Annotated in this window: 11 protein-coding genes; 8 read left to right on the forward strand and 3 right to left on the reverse strand. The window is 62.2% G+C overall.

From position 1 onward, the window contains the following. Positions 1 to 5 precede the first annotated feature (5 nt). On the reverse strand, positions 6 to 1,562 hold the full coding sequence (locus tag KUW18_RS10725) for a sigma-54-dependent transcriptional regulator (RefSeq protein ID WP_222561394.1): 1,557 nt from the start codon (positions 1,560 to 1,562) through the stop codon (positions 6 to 8). Positions 1,563 to 1,882: 320 nt separating this feature from the next. Between KUW18_RS10725 and phhA the strand changes: the two genes are divergently transcribed. From phhA to KUW18_RS10740, 3 genes are read left to right on the forward strand one after another with little or no spacing between them, the layout of a single operon-like run. After that, entirely contained in the window at positions 1,883 to 2,761 is an 879-nt protein-coding gene (phhA, locus tag KUW18_RS10730; protein WP_222561395.1) for a phenylalanine 4-monooxygenase, read from the forward strand. A 44-nt stretch (positions 2,762 to 2,805) separates the two neighbouring features. Continuing rightward, positions 2,806 to 3,156, forward strand: a complete 351-nt coding sequence (locus KUW18_RS10735; RefSeq protein WP_222561396.1) for a 4a-hydroxytetrahydrobiopterin dehydratase — start codon at positions 2,806 to 2,808, stop codon at positions 3,154 to 3,156. Continuing rightward, positions 3,157 to 4,347, forward strand: coding sequence for an aromatic amino acid transaminase (locus KUW18_RS10740; protein WP_222163385.1), 1,191 nt, complete (start codon positions 3,157 to 3,159; stop codon positions 4,345 to 4,347). It abuts the gene before it with no gap. Between the two features lie 123 nt (positions 4,348 to 4,470). Here KUW18_RS10740 and narL read toward each other — a convergent pair whose 3' ends face one another. Together narL and KUW18_RS10750 are read right to left on the reverse strand one after the other, a co-directional pair. Beyond that, on the reverse strand, positions 4,471 to 5,115 hold the full coding sequence (gene narL, locus KUW18_RS10745; RefSeq protein ID WP_206944726.1) for a two-component system response regulator NarL: 645 nt from the start codon (positions 5,113 to 5,115) through the stop codon (positions 4,471 to 4,473). Positions 5,116 to 5,163: 48 nt separating this feature from the next. Continuing rightward, the gene (locus KUW18_RS10750) at positions 5,164 to 7,005 is read right to left on the reverse strand and encodes a histidine kinase (RefSeq protein WP_222561397.1); all 1,842 of its coding nucleotides are present in this window, start codon (positions 7,003 to 7,005) and stop codon (positions 5,164 to 5,166) included. Between the two features lie 271 nt (positions 7,006 to 7,276). Between KUW18_RS10750 and KUW18_RS10755 the strand changes: the two genes are divergently transcribed. From KUW18_RS10755 to narI, 5 genes are all read left to right on the forward strand, one after another. Further along, entirely contained in the window at positions 7,277 to 9,997 is a 2,721-nt protein-coding gene (locus KUW18_RS10755; protein WP_222561398.1) for a nitrate/nitrite transporter, read from the forward strand. A gap of 126 nt (positions 9,998 to 10,123) precedes the next feature. Further along, positions 10,124 to 13,891: a nitrate reductase subunit alpha gene (locus KUW18_RS10760; RefSeq protein WP_222561399.1), complete on the forward strand. Its 3,768-nt coding sequence runs from the start codon at positions 10,124 to 10,126 to the stop codon at positions 13,889 to 13,891. Beyond that, positions 13,888 to 15,444, forward strand: a complete 1,557-nt coding sequence (gene narH, locus KUW18_RS10765; protein ID WP_206944733.1) for a nitrate reductase subunit beta — start codon at positions 13,888 to 13,890, stop codon at positions 15,442 to 15,444. The genes KUW18_RS10760 and narH overlap by 4 nt, the downstream gene beginning before the upstream one ends. After that, positions 15,437 to 16,207 (forward strand): nitrate reductase molybdenum cofactor assembly chaperone, encoded by a 771-nt coding sequence (gene narJ / locus KUW18_RS10770; protein ID WP_222163394.1) that lies wholly within the window; start codon positions 15,437 to 15,439, stop codon positions 16,205 to 16,207. The genes narH and narJ overlap by 8 nt, the downstream gene beginning before the upstream one ends. Next, a complete protein-coding gene (gene narI, locus KUW18_RS10775; protein WP_222486062.1) occupies positions 16,204 to 16,881 on the forward strand; it encodes a respiratory nitrate reductase subunit gamma in 678 nt (225 codons plus the stop codon). The genes narJ and narI overlap by 4 nt, the downstream gene beginning before the upstream one ends. Position 16,882: the final 1 nt, after the last annotated feature.

Below are 16,882 nucleotides of genomic sequence, written 5' to 3' on the forward strand. Positions count from 1 at the left end.
CCTGCTCAGGTGCCCCCCAGCCCGTATCGCTTCAGCTTGTTGGCAATGGTGGTGTGGGAAACGCCAAGCCGTCGCGCTAACTGCCGGCTGGAGGGATGCAGCGGATACAGCGCGGCCAGCACCCGGCGCTCCACGTCGGCCAGAATATCGTCGAGGGTGCCGTCCAGCTCGATGCCAGCCAGATCGCCAGAGGCCGGCCCCTCAGGCAAGCGCAGGTGCTCCGGCTCGATGCGACCGCTTTCACACAGCGATACCGCCTGGAACAGCACGTTTTCCAACTGCCGCACATTGCCCGGCCATTCATAGCCGGCCATTCGCGCGACAGCGGCGCTGGACAGCTCAGGCAACGGGCAGCCAATCTGACGGGCAGCGCGGTCGACGAAATGCTCGGCCAGCGCCTCAATCCCGTCCAGGCAGTCTCGCAATGGCGGAACGTTCAAGGACAGCACGTTCAGGCGATGGTAAAGGTCCTGGCGAAACAGCCCCTGATCGCACAGCGACAGCAGGTCCTGCTGAGTGGCGCACACCACCCGCACATCAAGGTAGGTCTCTTCGTCAGCGCCGACTCGACGGAAGCCGCCGTCCTGCAAGAACCGCAGCAGCTTGGCCTGAAGGCGCGGACTCATCTCTCCCACTTCATCGAGGAAGATGGTACCGCCCGAGGTCAACTCCAGCAGGCCCAACTTGCCCTCTGGCCTGGCGCCATCGAAGGCCCCCGGTGCATAGCCAAACAGCTCCGTCTCGGCCATGGACTCCGGCAGGCCTGCGCAGTTCAAGGCCATGAAGGGTGCCTGCCCACGGGGGCTGGCCAGATGACACGCCCGCGCCAGTAACTCCTTGCCGGTGCCTGTTTCACCGAAGATCAGCAGCGGGGCATCCAGCGGCGCCATTCGCCGAGCCTCATGAATCAGCGACGCAAGCCGGGGACTTGCGGTGAACATTGCCTCGAAACCACGCATTTCCTGGCGCTGTATCTGGTAGATCCGCTCGCCAATGCGATCAGCGCTATGCAGTGTCACCACCGCCCCCGCCAATGACTCGACATCGTCATGATGCTCACGGTGCAGCGGAGCGATATCGGCAAGAAAGGTGGCGTTCTTCAGGCGGACTCTGAGTCCGTTGACCCTGGCATTGTTACGCCGAATCACATCGGGCAAGTCACAGTCCGGCAGATATCGATCCAGGGACAGACCTGGCACTTCATCTACCCGCACCCCCAGCAGCTGACTCGCCGCGCGGTTGGCCGCGACCAGATGCCCCTCCATGTCGATGGACATGACCGGGTCTGTCAGCGATGAAAGCAGCGCCTCGAGCTCCAGCTGGTGACGCTCACTCGGCATCAGGCTGACCTTGCGCACGCCAAAGACGCCAGACACGTCTTCCAGACGAGGCTTCAACGTCACCCATTGCGCGTTAAGCAGCAATGGCACGTGGAGATAGATGGCATTGCCGCGCTCGCCACCCACTTCGCCACGCGCCACGTTGGCGCCGTAGTCAGCAAGAAGGGACACGATGTCACGCAGGATACCGATGCGGTTCTGGCAATGTACTCTCAGGCGCATGCTGACTTAGCGCTCCTTATCGATAGGCAGAAGACCCACGGGCAGAAATTTGCTGTCACGGCGTCCGACCTCCATTGTCACGTTTTCCTTACAGCTTATCGAAGTCATTGCACACGAGACCTGCCCCTTTGGTCGAGCTATGGCCATGGGCTAGTGCCCTTGCGGCCCTGCTGTCACGTTTTTCTTACACTCGCCTCCCCTTCGTCACCAGATCGACCCGGTTTCTCTACCACAACCCCCTCGCACATGGCCTGCACTCGACCGACACTCTGTTGCAGGACAACACCCGCCTTTTCCGCTCACCATTATCTGGAGGCGCCATGAGCGCACCGTCTACGCACTCGCCTCTCGTTGGCTCACTTCACTCTCCTTCGAACCACTCCGCGGATGCGTCCGTCTCTGGCAAAGCGACGGCCTACGAGGCTCACACTCCTGACAATGATGGCAAGATCCACTGGAGCGAGACGGAGCACCGCACCTGGCAAACCTTGATGGAGCGTCAACTGGCGCTGATCGAAGGACGTGTTTGCCACCAGTACCTGGAGGGGCTGGAGCGCCTTGCCCTGCCCACCGATCATATCCCGCAGCTCGATGCGATAGATCGGGTGCTGGACGACGCCACGGGATGGCGAACCGCCGCAGTCCCGGCGCTGATCCCCTTCGATACCTTCTTTGAGCTGTTGGCCAACCGGCGCTTCCCCGTCGCCACCTTCATCCGCACCCCGGAAGAGCTGGACTACCTCAAGGAGCCGGATATCTTTCACGAGATCTTTGGCCACTGCCCCATGCTGACCAATCCGGCCTTCGCTGAGTTCACCGCCACCTACGGGCGGTTGGGCCTGGCAGCCGAGCCCAAGGATCGGGTGTATCTGGCCAGGCTCTACTGGATGACGGTTGAATTCGGCCTGGTGGACACGCCAGAGGGCCGACGCATCTATGGGGGAGGCATCATTTCATCGCCACGGGAGACGCTCCACGCGCTTTCCGACGCACCGGTAACGCGTCGCTTCGATGCCCTCGATGCACTGCGTACGCCCTACCGCATCGACATCCTGCAACCGCTTTACTATGTTCTCGACAGTCTTGACGACCTCCAGACACTGGCCCAGCAGGACCTGATGGCGCTGGTGGAACAGGCCAAGGCGCTAGGACTCTTTGCCCCGCTGTTCACGCCCAAGGCGCGGTCACCCCGCGCCTGACGACCGGCAATTTCTGCCCTACCACTAGCATTTGGAGCTATCCCATGAGCGAACACCCATCGTCCCTGTCACAACAATCCTGCGAAGCCTGCCGCTGGGACGCCCCTCATGCCAGCGAGAGCGAGATGGCCAGCTGGCAAAAACAGCTGCCCGAGTGGCAGATCGTCGAGCGCGATGGCATCATGCAACTGGAGCGGAGCTATCGCTTCCGCAACTTCAAGCAGGCCCTGGCGTTCACCAACAGCGTCGGCGAGATCGCTGAAGAGGCTGGTCACCATCCGGCGCTGTTGACCGAGTGGGGCAAGGTCACCGTGACCTGGTGGTCCCACGAAATGAAGGGCCTGCACAAGAACGATTTCATCCTAGCGGCTAGAACCGACGAGGTAGCAAGTTAAATGTTCGAGAAGATTGAGCGGGTTCCCGGGGATGCCATCCTCGGGCTCATCGAGGCCTTCAAGAAAGACACCAACCCCCAGAAGGTCGATCTTGGCGTCGGCGTCTACCGCGATGCAAAGGGCAACACTCCGGTGATGCGTGCGGTCAAGGAGGCCGAGGCCCTGCTGCTCAACAACGAGACCACCAAGACCTACATCGGCTCACACGGTGCTCCCGAGTACGGTGCCGTGGTCTTGCCCATGGTGCTGGGCCAGGACTCACCGGTGCTGGAAGCTGGGCGTGCCAGTGCCACCCAGTCTCCCGGTGGCACCGGCGCTCTGCGTCTGGCGGCCGACTTCGTTGCCAGCCAGCTGCCTGGCAAGGGCATCTGGGTCAGCGACCCCACCTGGCCAAACCACCACGGTATCTTTACCGCCGCCGGTATCGCACTGCACAAGTACCCCTACGTGGATGCCGACAACCGTCTCGACTTCGACGGCATGCTGGCGGCTCTGAAGCAGATTCCCCAGGGCGACGTGGTGGTCCTGCACGCTTGCTGCCACAACCCGACGGGCTTTGACCTGAACCACGAGCAGTGGCAACAGGTGCTTGAGGTGCTGCAGGAACGTGACCTGCTGCCTCTGGTGGACTTCGCCTATCAAGGTTTCGCTGAAGGCCTGGATGAAGACGCCTACGCCGTGCGCCTGTTGGCCGAGAACCTCGACAATGTGCTGATCACCAGCTCCTGCTCGAAGAATTTCGGCATCTACAACGAGCGTACCGGTGCGCTGATCGTGGTCGCGAAGAACAACGAAGAGATGGAAAACGTTCGTTCGCAAATCGCCATTGTCGCCCGCGAGAACTATTCCAACCCGCCCGCCCACGGCGGAGCTATCGTCGCCGAAATTCTGCACTCGGCCGAGCTCGCAGGCGTCTGGCGTGAGGAACTCACGGAAATGCGTGACCGCATCAACACCCTGCGTCGCGACTTCGTCGAAGCACTGAAGCCTTACGGGCTGAGCGAGAAATATGCGCACATTGCCGAGCAGCGTGGCATGTTCTCCTACACCGGTCTGTCACCGGAACAGGTAGATCGCCTGCGCGATGAGTTTGGCATTTATATGGTGCGCTCCGGCCGTGCCAATGTGGCGGGCTTCTCTCAGGAAAACCTGCCCTACCTGGCCAAGGCGGTGGCCGCGGTCAATAGCTGAGACACCACTGACGCCTAGCCACTACCGCTATGCGGTGAGGCGTCATTGGAGAAAGAGATAACGCCCGGGTCCAGCCCGGGCGTTGTCGTATTAAGGTCAGCGCAGCAATGCCGGTAGCGCCGTTCAGCCCAGGCCATGCTTGGTCGCCCACACCGCCGCTTCCACTCGGGAGCGCAGGTCCAGCTTCTTGAACAGGTGCTTGACGTGCACCTTGACGGTGCCCTCGGCGATGTCGAGTTCACGGGCGATCATCTTGTTGGACAGCCCCCGGGCCAGGGTGCGCAGGATATCTCGCTCTCGCGCGGTGAGGCAGGACATGCCATCGTCACCCCCCGCCGGCAGCTCGCCCTTGACCACGCTGGCCAGCAACGACGCCATTTGCGGCCCCAGCACCACCTGCCCCTGCGCGGCCTCGCGGATCAGACGCAGCACTTCCTCCGGATCCATGTCCTTGAGCAGGTAGCCGTCGGCACCTTCCTTGAGCGCCCGCACCACATCATCGTCGGCATCGGATACGGTCAGGATCACGATACGACTCTTGACCCGCGCGTCGCGCATCCGCCTCAGCACCTCAATCCCATCGATCGGATGCATGTTAAGGTCCAGCAGGATCAGATTGGGCTGAAGGTCAATCGCCTTGCGCACCGCTTCCGCACCGTCGGAGGCCTCGCCCACCACCACCAGGCTCGGATCCATGTCCACCAGCTGGCGAACGCCACGCCGAAAGAGAGGGTGATCGTCCACGATCATCAATCGAAGCATGCTCATTGCCAAATCTCCTGAGTGAGTGCATCCGACCTGTGCCGGACGACACGTTCAGCTGACCGCGACAGGTAGCTGTACCAGCAGGCGCGGCAGAAAGCGGACGGTCACCACGGTGCCACATGGCTTGATGCCATTGACCGAGAGCTTTCCACTCAGGCTCCTCGCCCGCTCTTCCATGATGGCCATCCCATGGGAAATGGATGGATCTGATTGGGGTCCGATACCGACCCCATCGTCCTTGATCGACAGCTGATAATGCCCCGTCTCTTCTGCGGCAAGACTGACCGTACAGTGGCGGGCCCTGGCGTGGCGCGCCACGTTGGACAACGCCTCGCGCACAATCTGCAGTACATGAATTTCTTCGTTAGGCGTCAGCGCTAGCCCGCTCCATTGCCCTTTCAAGGTCAGCTCGAAGTCGCCCCGCTTGGAATACTCCTGCACCGTCTCATCAAGCGCCGCCTCCAGGCCCGCCTCGTGGATGCGCAGACGGAAGGTATTCAGCAGTTCGCGCAGCTGACGATAGGACGAGTTCAGCCCATGCCTCAGCTCGGCCACCACTTGCGCGACCTGTTCGTGGCGCTGCTGGTCCAGCTGCATCTGCAATCGCGTCACCTGAATCTTCAGGTAGGACAATGATTGCGCCAGGGAATCGTGAAGCTCTCTGGCAATGACGGCGCGCTCATCCATCAGCGCCAGCCTGCGCTGCTCATCGGACTTTTCCGACAATGACAGGGCCGCTGCGATCAGCCCTGCCACGGTTTCGACCAGCTCGATCTTCCACTGTGCCAACATGTGCCCAGGGGGCTGCTGGACCCGCAGTTCGCCGAAGTCGCGCCCTGCCTCGCGCACACGCACTGCATACTCATTGCCGCTGCCTGGCGATGGAGAAGATGTCATACGACTGCCCGACTCCGATCGCGCTGTCGCAGCCTCGGCTTGATGATGGGCCGCGGGCCGAGGCACAAGGCGAATCATTTCCTTGCCGGCCCCACCGGTAGTGAGCCTCAGTTCGAACGGTCCCTCGTCGGTGACCGCCTCCAATTGACGCAGGACGTCTTCAAGTTCCTCACGGGTCAACGGCGTCACGCCATTCAAACGTCGCGCCGTCAGGTACAGCATGCGCAGCGCATCATTGCTGCGCTTCAACTCATGCGTCTTGGCCGCCACTCGCTTTTCGAGCTGCCCGTACATTTCCGAAAGACTGGCATTCATCTTGTTGATCGTACGCGACAAGAGGCCAAGCTCGTCATTCCCGCGGTAGGTCGTTCTACCGGAGAAGTCACCCACCATCACACCATTTACCACCCGAATAAGATCTCTAAAAGGCGGCATGACGCCACACACAATTCTGTACACCACCATCACCATAAAAACAACAAGTATGGTCAGCGATACACCCTGAAAAACTTCCAGAAAGACCACCTTAGACTCCGCATATTTTTGCAGACTCCCAACTAGAATATCCACTTTATCGACGAACTCTGCCACCTGGTCATCGAGGCGAAAGGCATTGCCGCCGTCAAAGGCATGGATATTGGGTCGCAGGTTTTCGTGCCAGCATTCGACCACTCTGTCATAGGAATCTCTCAGGGGGTCATCCACATCGCCAGGAATCAGACTGACAATGGCTGGGCTGGCAAGAGTGGCTTCCATCTGTTCCTGCTGCCAACGGCGCCGGGGATGGTCGGCAGGCAGCAGTTCACTGGTCGACAGCAATCGGTAGGCCTGCATCCTCAGCGACCCCGCCTGATTGATGGCATCGGCGTAGCCACCCGCGCTCTGGGCGATAACGATCGAGCCCAGCAGGCTGACCAGCGCCAGACAGGCAATCGCGGCCATCGCGACCAGCATGCGCAGCATCAGAGAGCGGCGCAGGTAAAAGGCGCCGTTCATGGCTGCCCCTCGTGTCTTGTCTTCCACCACCCACTTCTATTGACCCAGATCAAGGGAGTTATCACCTAACCAATATCAGAATGTCTCATTTATGTTTCGAGGCAGATGATACGTGACGAATCTCTTAAAAACACCCGCATACCCCCATGGAGGTAAGAGACCAACCACGCTGGATATACCCTCCCATTCTGTTGATCACAATCAAGTGCCTTGCAGATACATTGTAGCAATGTTTAAGGGGACAAACCGGCACCCCTACTGAGGAAAGCACATGCTTCAACATGACTCCGTACCGCGGCGTCAGCAGAATCAAGCGCTAGGTCTGGCCACTCTGGCCTTCACTCTCTGCTTCGCCGTCTGGACTCTCTTCTCGATTCTCGGCATTCAGATCAAGGAAGACTTTGGTCTTTCTGACACTCAACTCGGCCTGTTGATGGCCACGCCGGTGCTGACCGGCTCCATTAGCCGTCTATTCCTCGGCGTACTGACTGACCGTTTCGGTGGCCGTTGGGTGTTCGGCCTGCTGATGCTGATCACGGCCACCTGCGTCTATCTGCTGACCTTTGCCAACAGTTACACGATGCTACTGGTCGGCGCCCTGGGTATCGGCCTTGCGGGCGGTTCCTTCATCGTTGGCGTCGCCTACACCTCCGCCTGGTTCGAGAAGGAACGTCAGGGTACCGCTCTGGGCATCTTTGGCGCCGGTAACGTGGGCGCTGCCGTGACCAATTTTGGCGCCCCTTTCCTGCTCCTGGCACTGGGCTGGAAGAGCACCGCGCTGGTCTATGCCACCATCATGGCCATCATGGGCGTCGCCTTCATTGTGCTGGCCAAGGAAGATCCCGGCAGTCGCTCCCGCAACGCCGTGCGCCAGCCGCTGTCCGAGCAATTTGCGCCGCTGGCCGATCTGCGCGTGTGGCGCTTCTCGCTGTATTACTTCTTCGTCTTCGGCGGCTTTGTGGCCCTCGCCCTGTGGCTGCCCCACTACCTGATCGAAGTCTACGGCCTCAGCCTGGGCGCGGCGGGCATCGTCGCGGCGCTGTACACGATCCCAGCCTCGCTGTTCCGCATCCTCGGCGGCTGGATGTCGGACCGCTACGGCGCTCGTCGGGTGATGTACTGGACCTTCCTGGCCTCGGTTATCTGCACCTTCCTGCTGAGCTATCCGCCCACCCAATACACCATCGACGGAGTGCGTGGCCCGGTCGAATTCACCTTCGCCATGCCCCTGGTCGGCTTTATCCTGCTGACCATGGTGCTGGGCTTCTTCATGTCCCTGGGCAAGGCCGCCGTGTACAAGCACATCCCGGTCTACTATCCCAAGAGCGTGGGTCTGGTGGGCGGCGCGGTAGGCATGGTAGGCGGACTCGGCGGCTTCTTCCTGCCACTGACCTTCGGCATGCTCAACGATGTCATCGGCATCTGGCAGAGCTGCTTCATGCTGATGTTCGTCGTGGTCGCCGCAGCGCTGCTGTGGATGCATCACGCGATCCGTAAAGCCGAACGCATCGAGGCTCGCGACCGCTGCGAATCCACCGATCTGCCGGAGCTTTCTACCCCCAGCAAATTCGTGCTGCAGGACTGGCGCCCGGAAGACGAGTCGTTCTGGCAGACCACCGGCCGCAAGATTGCCAGTCGCAACCTATGGATCTCGATCCCCTGTCTGCTGCTGGCCTTCAGCATCTGGATGGTGTGGTCCATGGTGGTAGCCAAACTGCCCCAGGTGGGCTTTGACTACAGCCCGAACCAGCTGTTCTGGCTGGCCGCCCTGCCTGGACTGTCCGGCGCTACGCTGCGCATCTTCTACAGCTTTACCGTGCCGATCTTCGGCGGGCGTCGCTTCACCGCTTTCTCCACGGCCTCACTGATTCTGCCGGCACTGTGGATCGGGTTTGCGGTACAGAACCCTGACACCCCCTACCTGGTGATGGCGATCATTGCCCTGCTGTGTGGCTTCGGTGGCGGCAACTTTGCCTCCAGCATGGCCAACATCGCGTTCTTCTATCCCAAGCGCGAGAAAGGCAAGGCACTGGCCATGAATGCCGGTCTTGGCAACCTTGGCGTATCGGTGATGCAGTTCCTGGTGCCCGTGGTGATTTCTACCGGCAGCTTCGTGATGTTTACCGGAGACGGCCAACCGCTGTCCGACAGCGGCATGCTGTGGCTGCAGAATGCCGGCTTCGTGTGGGTGCCGTTCATCGCTATCGCCACCGTTGCCGCCTGGTTCGGCATGAACGACATCGCCAGCGCCAAGTCCTCGTTCAAGGAACAGTCGGTCATCTTCCAGCGCAAGCACAACTGGCTGATGTGCATCCTCTATACCGGCACCTTCGGTAGCTTCATTGGTTTCTCTGCCGGCTTCCCGCTGCTGACGAAGACCCAGTTCCCGGCCATCGACGCCTTGCAGTATGCCTTCCTCGGCCCGTTTGTCGGCGCCCTCAGCCGTGCCTGGACCGGCGGTCTTGCCGATCGCTTCGGCGGCGCCCGGGTCACCTTCTGGACCTTCCTGACCATGATCGCCGGGGTCATCGGCGTGCTGTTCTTCCTGATGAACAAGACCATGCCGATGGCGTTCTACGGTTTCTTCGCCTCGTTCATGCTGCTGTTCTTCGCCACTGGCGTCGGCAACGCCAGCACCTTCCAGATGATTCCGTCGATCTTCCGCAAGGAAGTGCCGCGTCTGATGCCCAACCTGACCAGCGCTGAACAGCTGGTCCATGCAGAGCGCGAATCGGCCGCCACCATTGGCTTCACGTCGGCGATCGCCGCCTACGGCGCCTTCCTGATCCCGAAGTCCTTCGGCACCTCGATTTCGCTGACAGGCGGACCGGAAGCCGCCCTGCTTGGCTTCATCGTCTTCTACCTGCTGTGTACCGCCCTGACCTGGTTCTACTACAGCCGCAAGGGCGCAGAAATCGAACTCAATCTGGACGCCGGGCCTGCCTGCAAGGGCCGCAGCAAGGACCAACCAAAAGAGGCATCCGATGCATAGCACTGACATTCAGGGCTGACGTTGAGAGCTAGCTCTGAGCTTCAAGACTCCACCAGACCGTGACATTCGAGTCCACAAGGACCGCCTAGCATGGCCCCCGCAAGGGGGCCTTTGAGGAGACCCCCCATGAGTCACTTTCTCGATCGGCTGAGATACCTGACCAAGCGTCCTCCCCAGTTCGCCAATGGACATGGCGAAACGAGGGAAGAGACCCGCGACTGGGAAGATGGCTATCGCGCTCGCTGGCAGCACGACAAGATCGTGCGCTCCACCCACGGGGTGAATTGCACCGGCTCATGCAGCTGGAAGATCTACGTCAAGAATGGCCTGGTGACCTGGGAAACCCAGCAGACCGACTACCCCCGCACCCGCGCCGACCTGCCCAATCACGAGCCACGTGGCTGCCCGCGTGGCGCCAGCTACTCCTGGTACCTGTACAGTGCCAACCGCCTCAAGTACCCGCTGATCCGTCAGGAGCTGGTCAGCCTGTGGCGTCGGGCGCTGGACAAGCACGAAGACCCGGTGGAGGCCTGGGCCTCCATCGTCGAAGATCCGGTCCTGGCCAACCAGTACAAGCGTGCCCGTGGCATGGGCGGCTTCGTTCGCGCCGACTGGGACGAGGCCCAGACCCTGATCGCTGCGGCCAACGTCTATACCGCCAAGACCTATGGACCTGACCGCATCATCGGTTTTTCACCGATTCCCGCCATGTCGATGGTCTCCTACGCCGCCGGGGCCCGCTACCTGTCGCTGATCGGCGGAGCCTGCCTGTCCTTCTATGACTGGTACTGCGACCTGCCGCCGGCCTCCCCCCAGACCTGGGGCGAGCAGACCGACGTGCCGGAGTCCGCTGACTGGTACAACTCTGGCTATATCATCGCCTGGGGCTCCAACGTGCCCCAGACCCGCACGCCGGACGCCCACTTCTTTACCGAGGTGCGCTACAAGGGCACCAAGACCGTGTCCATCACCCCGGACTACGCCGAGGTGTCGAAGCTCACCGACGAGTGGCTGTCCGCCAAGCAGGGTACCGACGCGGCTCTGGCCATGGCCATGGGCCACGTCATCCTCAAGGAATTCCACCTCGACTCCCCCAGCGCTTACTTCACCGACTACGTCAAGCGCTACACCGACATGCCCTTCCTGGTGGCGCTGGAGCCCCGGGAAGACGGCAGCTACGCGCCCGGCAAGCAGCTGCGTGCCGCCGACTTTGATGCTTCGCTTGGCCAGGACAACAATCCCGAGTGGAAGACCGTCGCCTGGGACGAGAAGCGCGATCAGCTGGTCGTGCCCCGTGGCTCCATCGGCTTCCGCTGGGGGGAAAATGGCGGCGAGGAAAAAGGCAAGTGGAGCCTTGAGTCACTCGACGCCGACGGCCAGAAGGTCGACCTGCGCCTGTCCCTGGCCGATGCCCATGACAGCGTCGCCAAGGTGGCCTTCCCCTACTTCGGCGGTATCGCCCACGAGCACTTCGACCACGTCGAAGGCAACGAGGTGCTGCACCACTGCCTGCCGGCCAAGAAGCTGGCCCTGGCAGACGGCAAGGAAGTGCTGGCCGTCACCGTGTTCGACCTGATGTGCGCCAACTACGGTATCGACCGTGGCCTTGGTGCTGACGGCGAGGACGACGGCGCCACCTCGCTGGACCAGCTGCGTCCCTATACCCCCGCGTGGCAGCAAAAGATCACCGGCGTGCCGGCCAGCCAGTGCATTCGCATCGCCCGCGAGTTCGCCAGCAATGCCGACAAGACCCAAGGTCGCTCCATGATCATCGTCGGTGCCGGGATGAACCACTGGTACCACATGGACATGAACTACCGTGGTCTGATCAACATGCTGGTGCTGTGTGGCTGCATCGGTCAGTCCGGCGGTGGCTGGTCCCACTACGTGGGGCAGGAAAAGCTGCGGCCCCAGACCGGCTGGCTGCCGCTGGCCTTTGGTCTGGACTGGCAGCGTCCGCCGCGCCAGATGAACGGCACCTCGTTCTTCTACAACCACTCGAGCCAGTGGCGCTACGAGAAGCTCGAGGTCAAGGAGCTGCTGTCACCGCTGGCCGACCCCAGCAAGTACGACGGCAGCCTGATCGACTTCAACGTGCGCGCCGAGCGCATGGGCTGGCTGCCCTCCGCTCCTCAGCTCGGGATCAACCCGCTGCGACTGGCGGGCCCCGCGCTTGAGGCCGGCATGTCCACCGCCGCCTACACGGTCAACGAGCTGAAGGCAGGACGACTTACCTTTGCCGCCGAAGACCCGGACAACCCCCAGAACTTCCCGCGTAACATGTTCGTGTGGCGTTCCAACCTGCTGGGCAGCTCCGGCAAGGGCCACGAGTACATGCTCAAGTACCTGCTGGGCACCCGTCACGGCTTGCAGGGCAAGGACCTGGGCGAGTCCGGTGGCGCCATGCCCAAGGAAGTCACGTGGCACAAGGAAGCCCCAGAAGGCAAGGTGAACCTGTTCACCACCCTCGACTTCCGTATGTCCACCACCTGTCTGTACTCCGACGTGGTGCTGCCCACCGCGACCTGGTACGAGAAGGACGACCTCAACACCTCGGACATGCATCCCTTCATCCACCCGCTGACCGCCGCCACCGATCCGGCCTGGGAGGCGCGTAGCGACTGGGATATCTACAAGGGCATCGCCAAGAAGTTCTCCGAGGTCTGCCCCGGCCACCTGGGCGAGGAAACCGACCTGGTAACCCTGCCGCTGCAGCACGACAGCCCAGGCGAGCTGTCCCAACCCGAGGTGCTCGACTGGAAGCGCGGCGAGTGCGAGCCGGTGCCCGGCAAGACCATGCCGAGCCTGGTCGAGGTCAAGCGCAACTACCCCGAGACCTATGAGCGCTTCACCTCGGTGGGGCCGCTGCTCGAAAGCATCGGCAACGGTGGCAAGGGCATCAGCTGGAATACCGAGAAGGAGGTCGAACTGCTGCGCGGCCTCAATCACGTCAAGCTGGACGGCCCGGCCAAGGGGCAGCCGCGCATCGAGACCGCCATCGACGCCGCCGAGGTGATCCTGTCACTGGCACCGGAGACCAACGGCCAGGTTGCGGTCAAGGCCTGGGACGCGCTGTCGAAGATTACCGGACGGGACCATACCCATCTGGCGATTCCCAAGGAAGAGGAAAAGATCCGCTTCCGCGATGTGGTGGCGCAGCCGCGCAAGATCATCTCCAGTCCGACCTGGTCGGGCCTGGAAGACGAGCACGTGTCCTATAACGCGGGCTACACCAACGTCCACGAGCTGATCCCTTGGCGCACGGTCAGCGGACGTCAGCAGTTCTATCAGGACCACGCCTGGATGCGCGACTTCGGCGAAAGCCTGCTGGTCTATCGTCCGCCCATCGACACCAAGGCCACCAAGGCCATGGCGATGCCGCGTCCCAACGGCAACCCGGAAATCGCGCTGAACTGGATCACCCCGCACCAGAAGTGGGGCATCCACTCCACCTACTCCGACAACCTGTTGATGCTGACCCTGTCCCGGGGCGGCCCCATCGTCTGGCTGTCCGAGGATGACGCCCGCGCCATCGGCGTCGAGGACAACGACTGGATCGAGCTGTACAACGCCAACGGCGCCATTGCCGCCCGCGCCGTCGTCAGCCAGCGGGTCAAGAACGGCATGGCGATGATGTACCACGCCCAGGAACGCATCGTGAACGTGCCCGGCTCCGAAGTGACCGGCACCCGCGGCGGCATCCACAACTCGGTGACCCGGGTATGTCCCAAGCCGACCCACATGATCGGCGGATACGCCCAGCTGGCCTACGGCTTCAACTACTACGGCACCGTCGGCTCCAACCGCGATGAGTTCGTCATGGTGCGCAAGATGAAGCACGTCAACTGGTTGGACGGGGAAGGACAGGACAGCGTTCAGGAGGCAGTGAAATGAAGATCCGTTCACAAGTGGGCATGGTGCTCAACCTCGACAAGTGCATCGGCTGTCACACCTGCTCGGTCACCTGCAAGAACGTGTGGACCAGCCGTGAAGGCGTGGAATACGCCTGGTTCAACAACGTCGAGACCAAGCCGGGCATCGGCTACCCCAAGGAATGGGAAAACCAGGCCCGCTGGAAAGGCGGTTGGCTACGCCGCGAGGACGGCACCATCGAACCGCGTATCGGCGGCAAGTGGCGGGTACTGGCGAACATCTTTGCCAACCCGGACCTGCCGGAGATCGACGACTACTACGAGCCGTTCACCTTCGACTACCAGCACCTCCACCAGGCCAAGCGGGGTCGCCACCAGCCGGTGGCCCGTCCGCGCTCGCTGGTCTCCGGCCAGCGCATGGAAAAGATCGAGTGGGGCCCGAACTGGGAAGAAATTCTTGGCACTGAGTTCGCCAAGCGGCGCAAGGACGTCAACTTCGATCAGATCCAGGCGGACATCTACGGTCAGTTCGAAAACACCTTCATGATGTACCTGCCGCGCCTGTGCGAGCACTGCCTGAACCCTGCCTGTGTGGCCAGCTGCCCAAGCGGTGCCATCTACAAGCGCGAGGAGGACGGCATCGTCCTGATCGACCAGGACAAGTGCCGCGGCTGGCGGATGTGCGTGTCCGGCTGTCCGTACAAGAAGATCTACTACAACTGGAAGACCGGCAAGTCCGAGAAGTGCATCTTCTGCTACCCGCGTATCGAGTCCGGCCAGCCGACGGTGTGCTCCGAGACCTGTGTCGGCCGCATTCGCTACCTCGGCGTGCTGCTGTACGACGCCGATCGTATCGAAGACGTCGCCGCCTCCAAGGACGACCGCGACCTCTACCAGCGCCAGTGCGAGATCTTCCTCGATCCCCACGATCCTGAGGTCATCGCCCAGGCCAAGCGTGACGGCATCGACGACAACGTGATCAAGGCCGCCCAGGAGTCCCCAGTCTACAAGCTGGCCATGGACTGGCAGCTGGCCCTGCCGCTGCACCCGGAATACCGCACCCTGCCGATGGTCTGGTATGTGCCGCCGCTCTCTCCCATCCAGTCGGCGGTGGATGCCGGTCACGTGGAGAGCGATGGCGTGCTGCCCAAGGTCGAGTCCCTGCGCATCCCGGTGAAATACCTGGCCAACATGCTGACCGCCGGTGACGAAGCCCCTGTGCTGCGAGCGCTCAAGCGGATGATGGCGATGCGCGAATACATGCGTGGCAAGCACGTGGATGGCGAGGCTCGCCTCGACGTACTGGACGAAGTCGAGCTGAGCGTGGCCCAGGTCGAGGAGATGTATCGCTACCTGGCCATCGCCAACTACGAGGACCGCTTTGTCATCCCGACCAGCCATCGCGAACTGGCCCGCGAGGCCTTCCCGGAGCGTGGCGGCTGCGGCTTCACCTTCGGCAATGGCTGCCAGGGCGGAAGCGACGATGTCAGTCTGTTCGGCGGACGCAAGCAGACCACCACCCTGGTCGACGTTGAGCAGTACGATCCCGCTCATCCGGAGGTCGAGCATGACTGATGCCGCCACTCAAGGGCCACTCGCCCAGGGCCTGCGTGCCCTGGCCCGGCTGCTCGACTATCCCGACCGAGAGCTGATCGCGGCTATCGATGAGGTCAAGGCCGCCATTGCCGCCATGCCACTGCCGGGGGGAGCCCCCCGGCAGGCCTTGCTTGACTGGTGCGATCGCCTGCGTGATGCCCGCCTGCTGGACGTCCAGGCGGCCTATGTCGCCCAGTTCGACCGCGGCCGCGCTACCTCGCTGTTGCTGTTCGAACATGTCCATGGCGAGTCCCGGGACCGCGGCCAGGCCATGGTCGACCTGCTCAGCGAGTACGAGGCGGCTGGCTTTGCCCTGGACAGCCGCGAGCTACCCGACCACCTGCCGCTGCTGCTGGAATTCCTGTCTACCCGTAGTGCCAACGACATCGCCAGCTGGATCGGCGATGTCAGCCATATCCTGGCGCTGCTCACGGCCCGCCTGGAGAGCAAGCAGTGCGATCAGGCGCTCATCACGCGCACGCTGCTGGCCATGATCGGCGCCGAGGATCAGGTGGACACCCACCGCGAGGCGGTCGAACAGGAGTCACCCGACAACACCCCTGCTGCCCTGGACGCCGTGTGGGAAGAAGAAGCCGTCCGCTTCTCGGCCGAATCGGATCAGGACTGTGCACTGACCTCGGCGGAAGGCAGGCGTCTTGCCGAACGTCGTGGCAGCGTCCAGCCCGACACCATTCGTCTTCCCGATGCCATGCCCTCTCGACCCACTGGAGGTCTGTCATGAACTACCTGCATACCCTGCTGTTCGGCCTCTACCCTTACCTGGCGGGCAGCGTCTTTCTCATCGGCAGCCTGCTACGCTTCGACCACGGTCAGTACACCTGGAAGACCGGTTCCAGCCAGATGCTATCGTCCAAGCGCATGCGCCTGGCCAGCCCGCTGTTCCACGTTGGCATCCTGGTGATCTTCTTCGGCCACCTGGTCGGCCTGCTGACACCACACTGGGTCTACGCGCCCTTCATCAGCGCTGGCACCAAGCAGGTGTTTGCGATTCTGGTGGGGGGCCTTGCCGGTATCGCCTGCCTGATCGGTGGCGCCATGCTGCTTCACCGCCGCTTCACCGATCCCCGGGTCAAGGCGTCCTCCAGCGTCATGGACAACCTGATCATCGTGCTGCTGGTGGTCCAGGTCACCCTGGGCCTGTTGACCATCCCTGCCGCCATGCACCACCTGGACGGTGGCGTGATGATCAAGCTGGCTGAGTGGGCCCAGGCCATCGTGTTCTTCCAGGGGGGGGCCGCCTCCCATCTCGAAGGCATTGGCTTCATCTACCACCTGCACATCCTGGTGGGACTGACCATCGTGCTGATCTTCCCGTTCACCCGTCTGGTGCACGCCTGGAGCGCCCCGCTTGGCTATCTGGGCCGCCGCTATCAAATCGTGCGGCGACGCGCCTGAG

Source organism: Halomonas sp. DP5Y7-2 (genome assembly GCF_019802025.1).
In the GTDB taxonomy this organism is placed as follows: Bacteria; Pseudomonadota; Gammaproteobacteria; order Pseudomonadales; family Halomonadaceae; genus Halomonas; species Halomonas litopenaei_A.

What these genes read in the sequence shown, in the direction of transcription:
- KUW18_RS10735 (WP_222561396.1), top strand. Translation starts at nt 2,806, where the DNA reads ATGAGCGAACACCCATCGTCCCTGTCACAACAATCCTGCGAAGCCTGC.
- KUW18_RS10740 (WP_222163385.1), top strand. Translation starts at nt 3,157, where the DNA reads ATGTTCGAGAAGATTGAGCGGGTTCCCGGGGATGCCATCCTCGGGCTC.
- KUW18_RS10760 (WP_222561399.1), top strand. Translation starts at nt 10,124, where the DNA reads ATGAGTCACTTTCTCGATCGGCTGAGATACCTGACCAAGCGTCCTCCC.
- narL (WP_206944726.1), bottom strand. Translation starts at nt 5,115, where the DNA reads ATGAGCATGCTTCGATTGATGATCGTGGACGATCACCCTCTCTTTCGG.
- narH (WP_206944733.1), top strand. Translation starts at nt 13,888, where the DNA reads ATGAAGATCCGTTCACAAGTGGGCATGGTGCTCAACCTCGACAAGTGC.
- phhA (WP_222561395.1), top strand. Translation starts at nt 1,883, where the DNA reads ATGAGCGCACCGTCTACGCACTCGCCTCTCGTTGGCTCACTTCACTCT.
- KUW18_RS10725 (WP_222561394.1), bottom strand. Translation starts at nt 1,562, where the DNA reads ATGCGCCTGAGAGTACATTGCCAGAACCGCATCGGTATCCTGCGTGAC.
- narI (WP_222486062.1), top strand. Translation starts at nt 16,204, where the DNA reads ATGAACTACCTGCATACCCTGCTGTTCGGCCTCTACCCTTACCTGGCG.
- KUW18_RS10750 (WP_222561397.1), bottom strand. Translation starts at nt 7,005, where the DNA reads ATGAACGGCGCCTTTTACCTGCGCCGCTCTCTGATGCTGCGCATGCTG.
- KUW18_RS10755 (WP_222561398.1), top strand. Translation starts at nt 7,277, where the DNA reads ATGCTTCAACATGACTCCGTACCGCGGCGTCAGCAGAATCAAGCGCTA.
- narJ (WP_222163394.1), top strand. Translation starts at nt 15,437, where the DNA reads ATGACTGATGCCGCCACTCAAGGGCCACTCGCCCAGGGCCTGCGTGCC.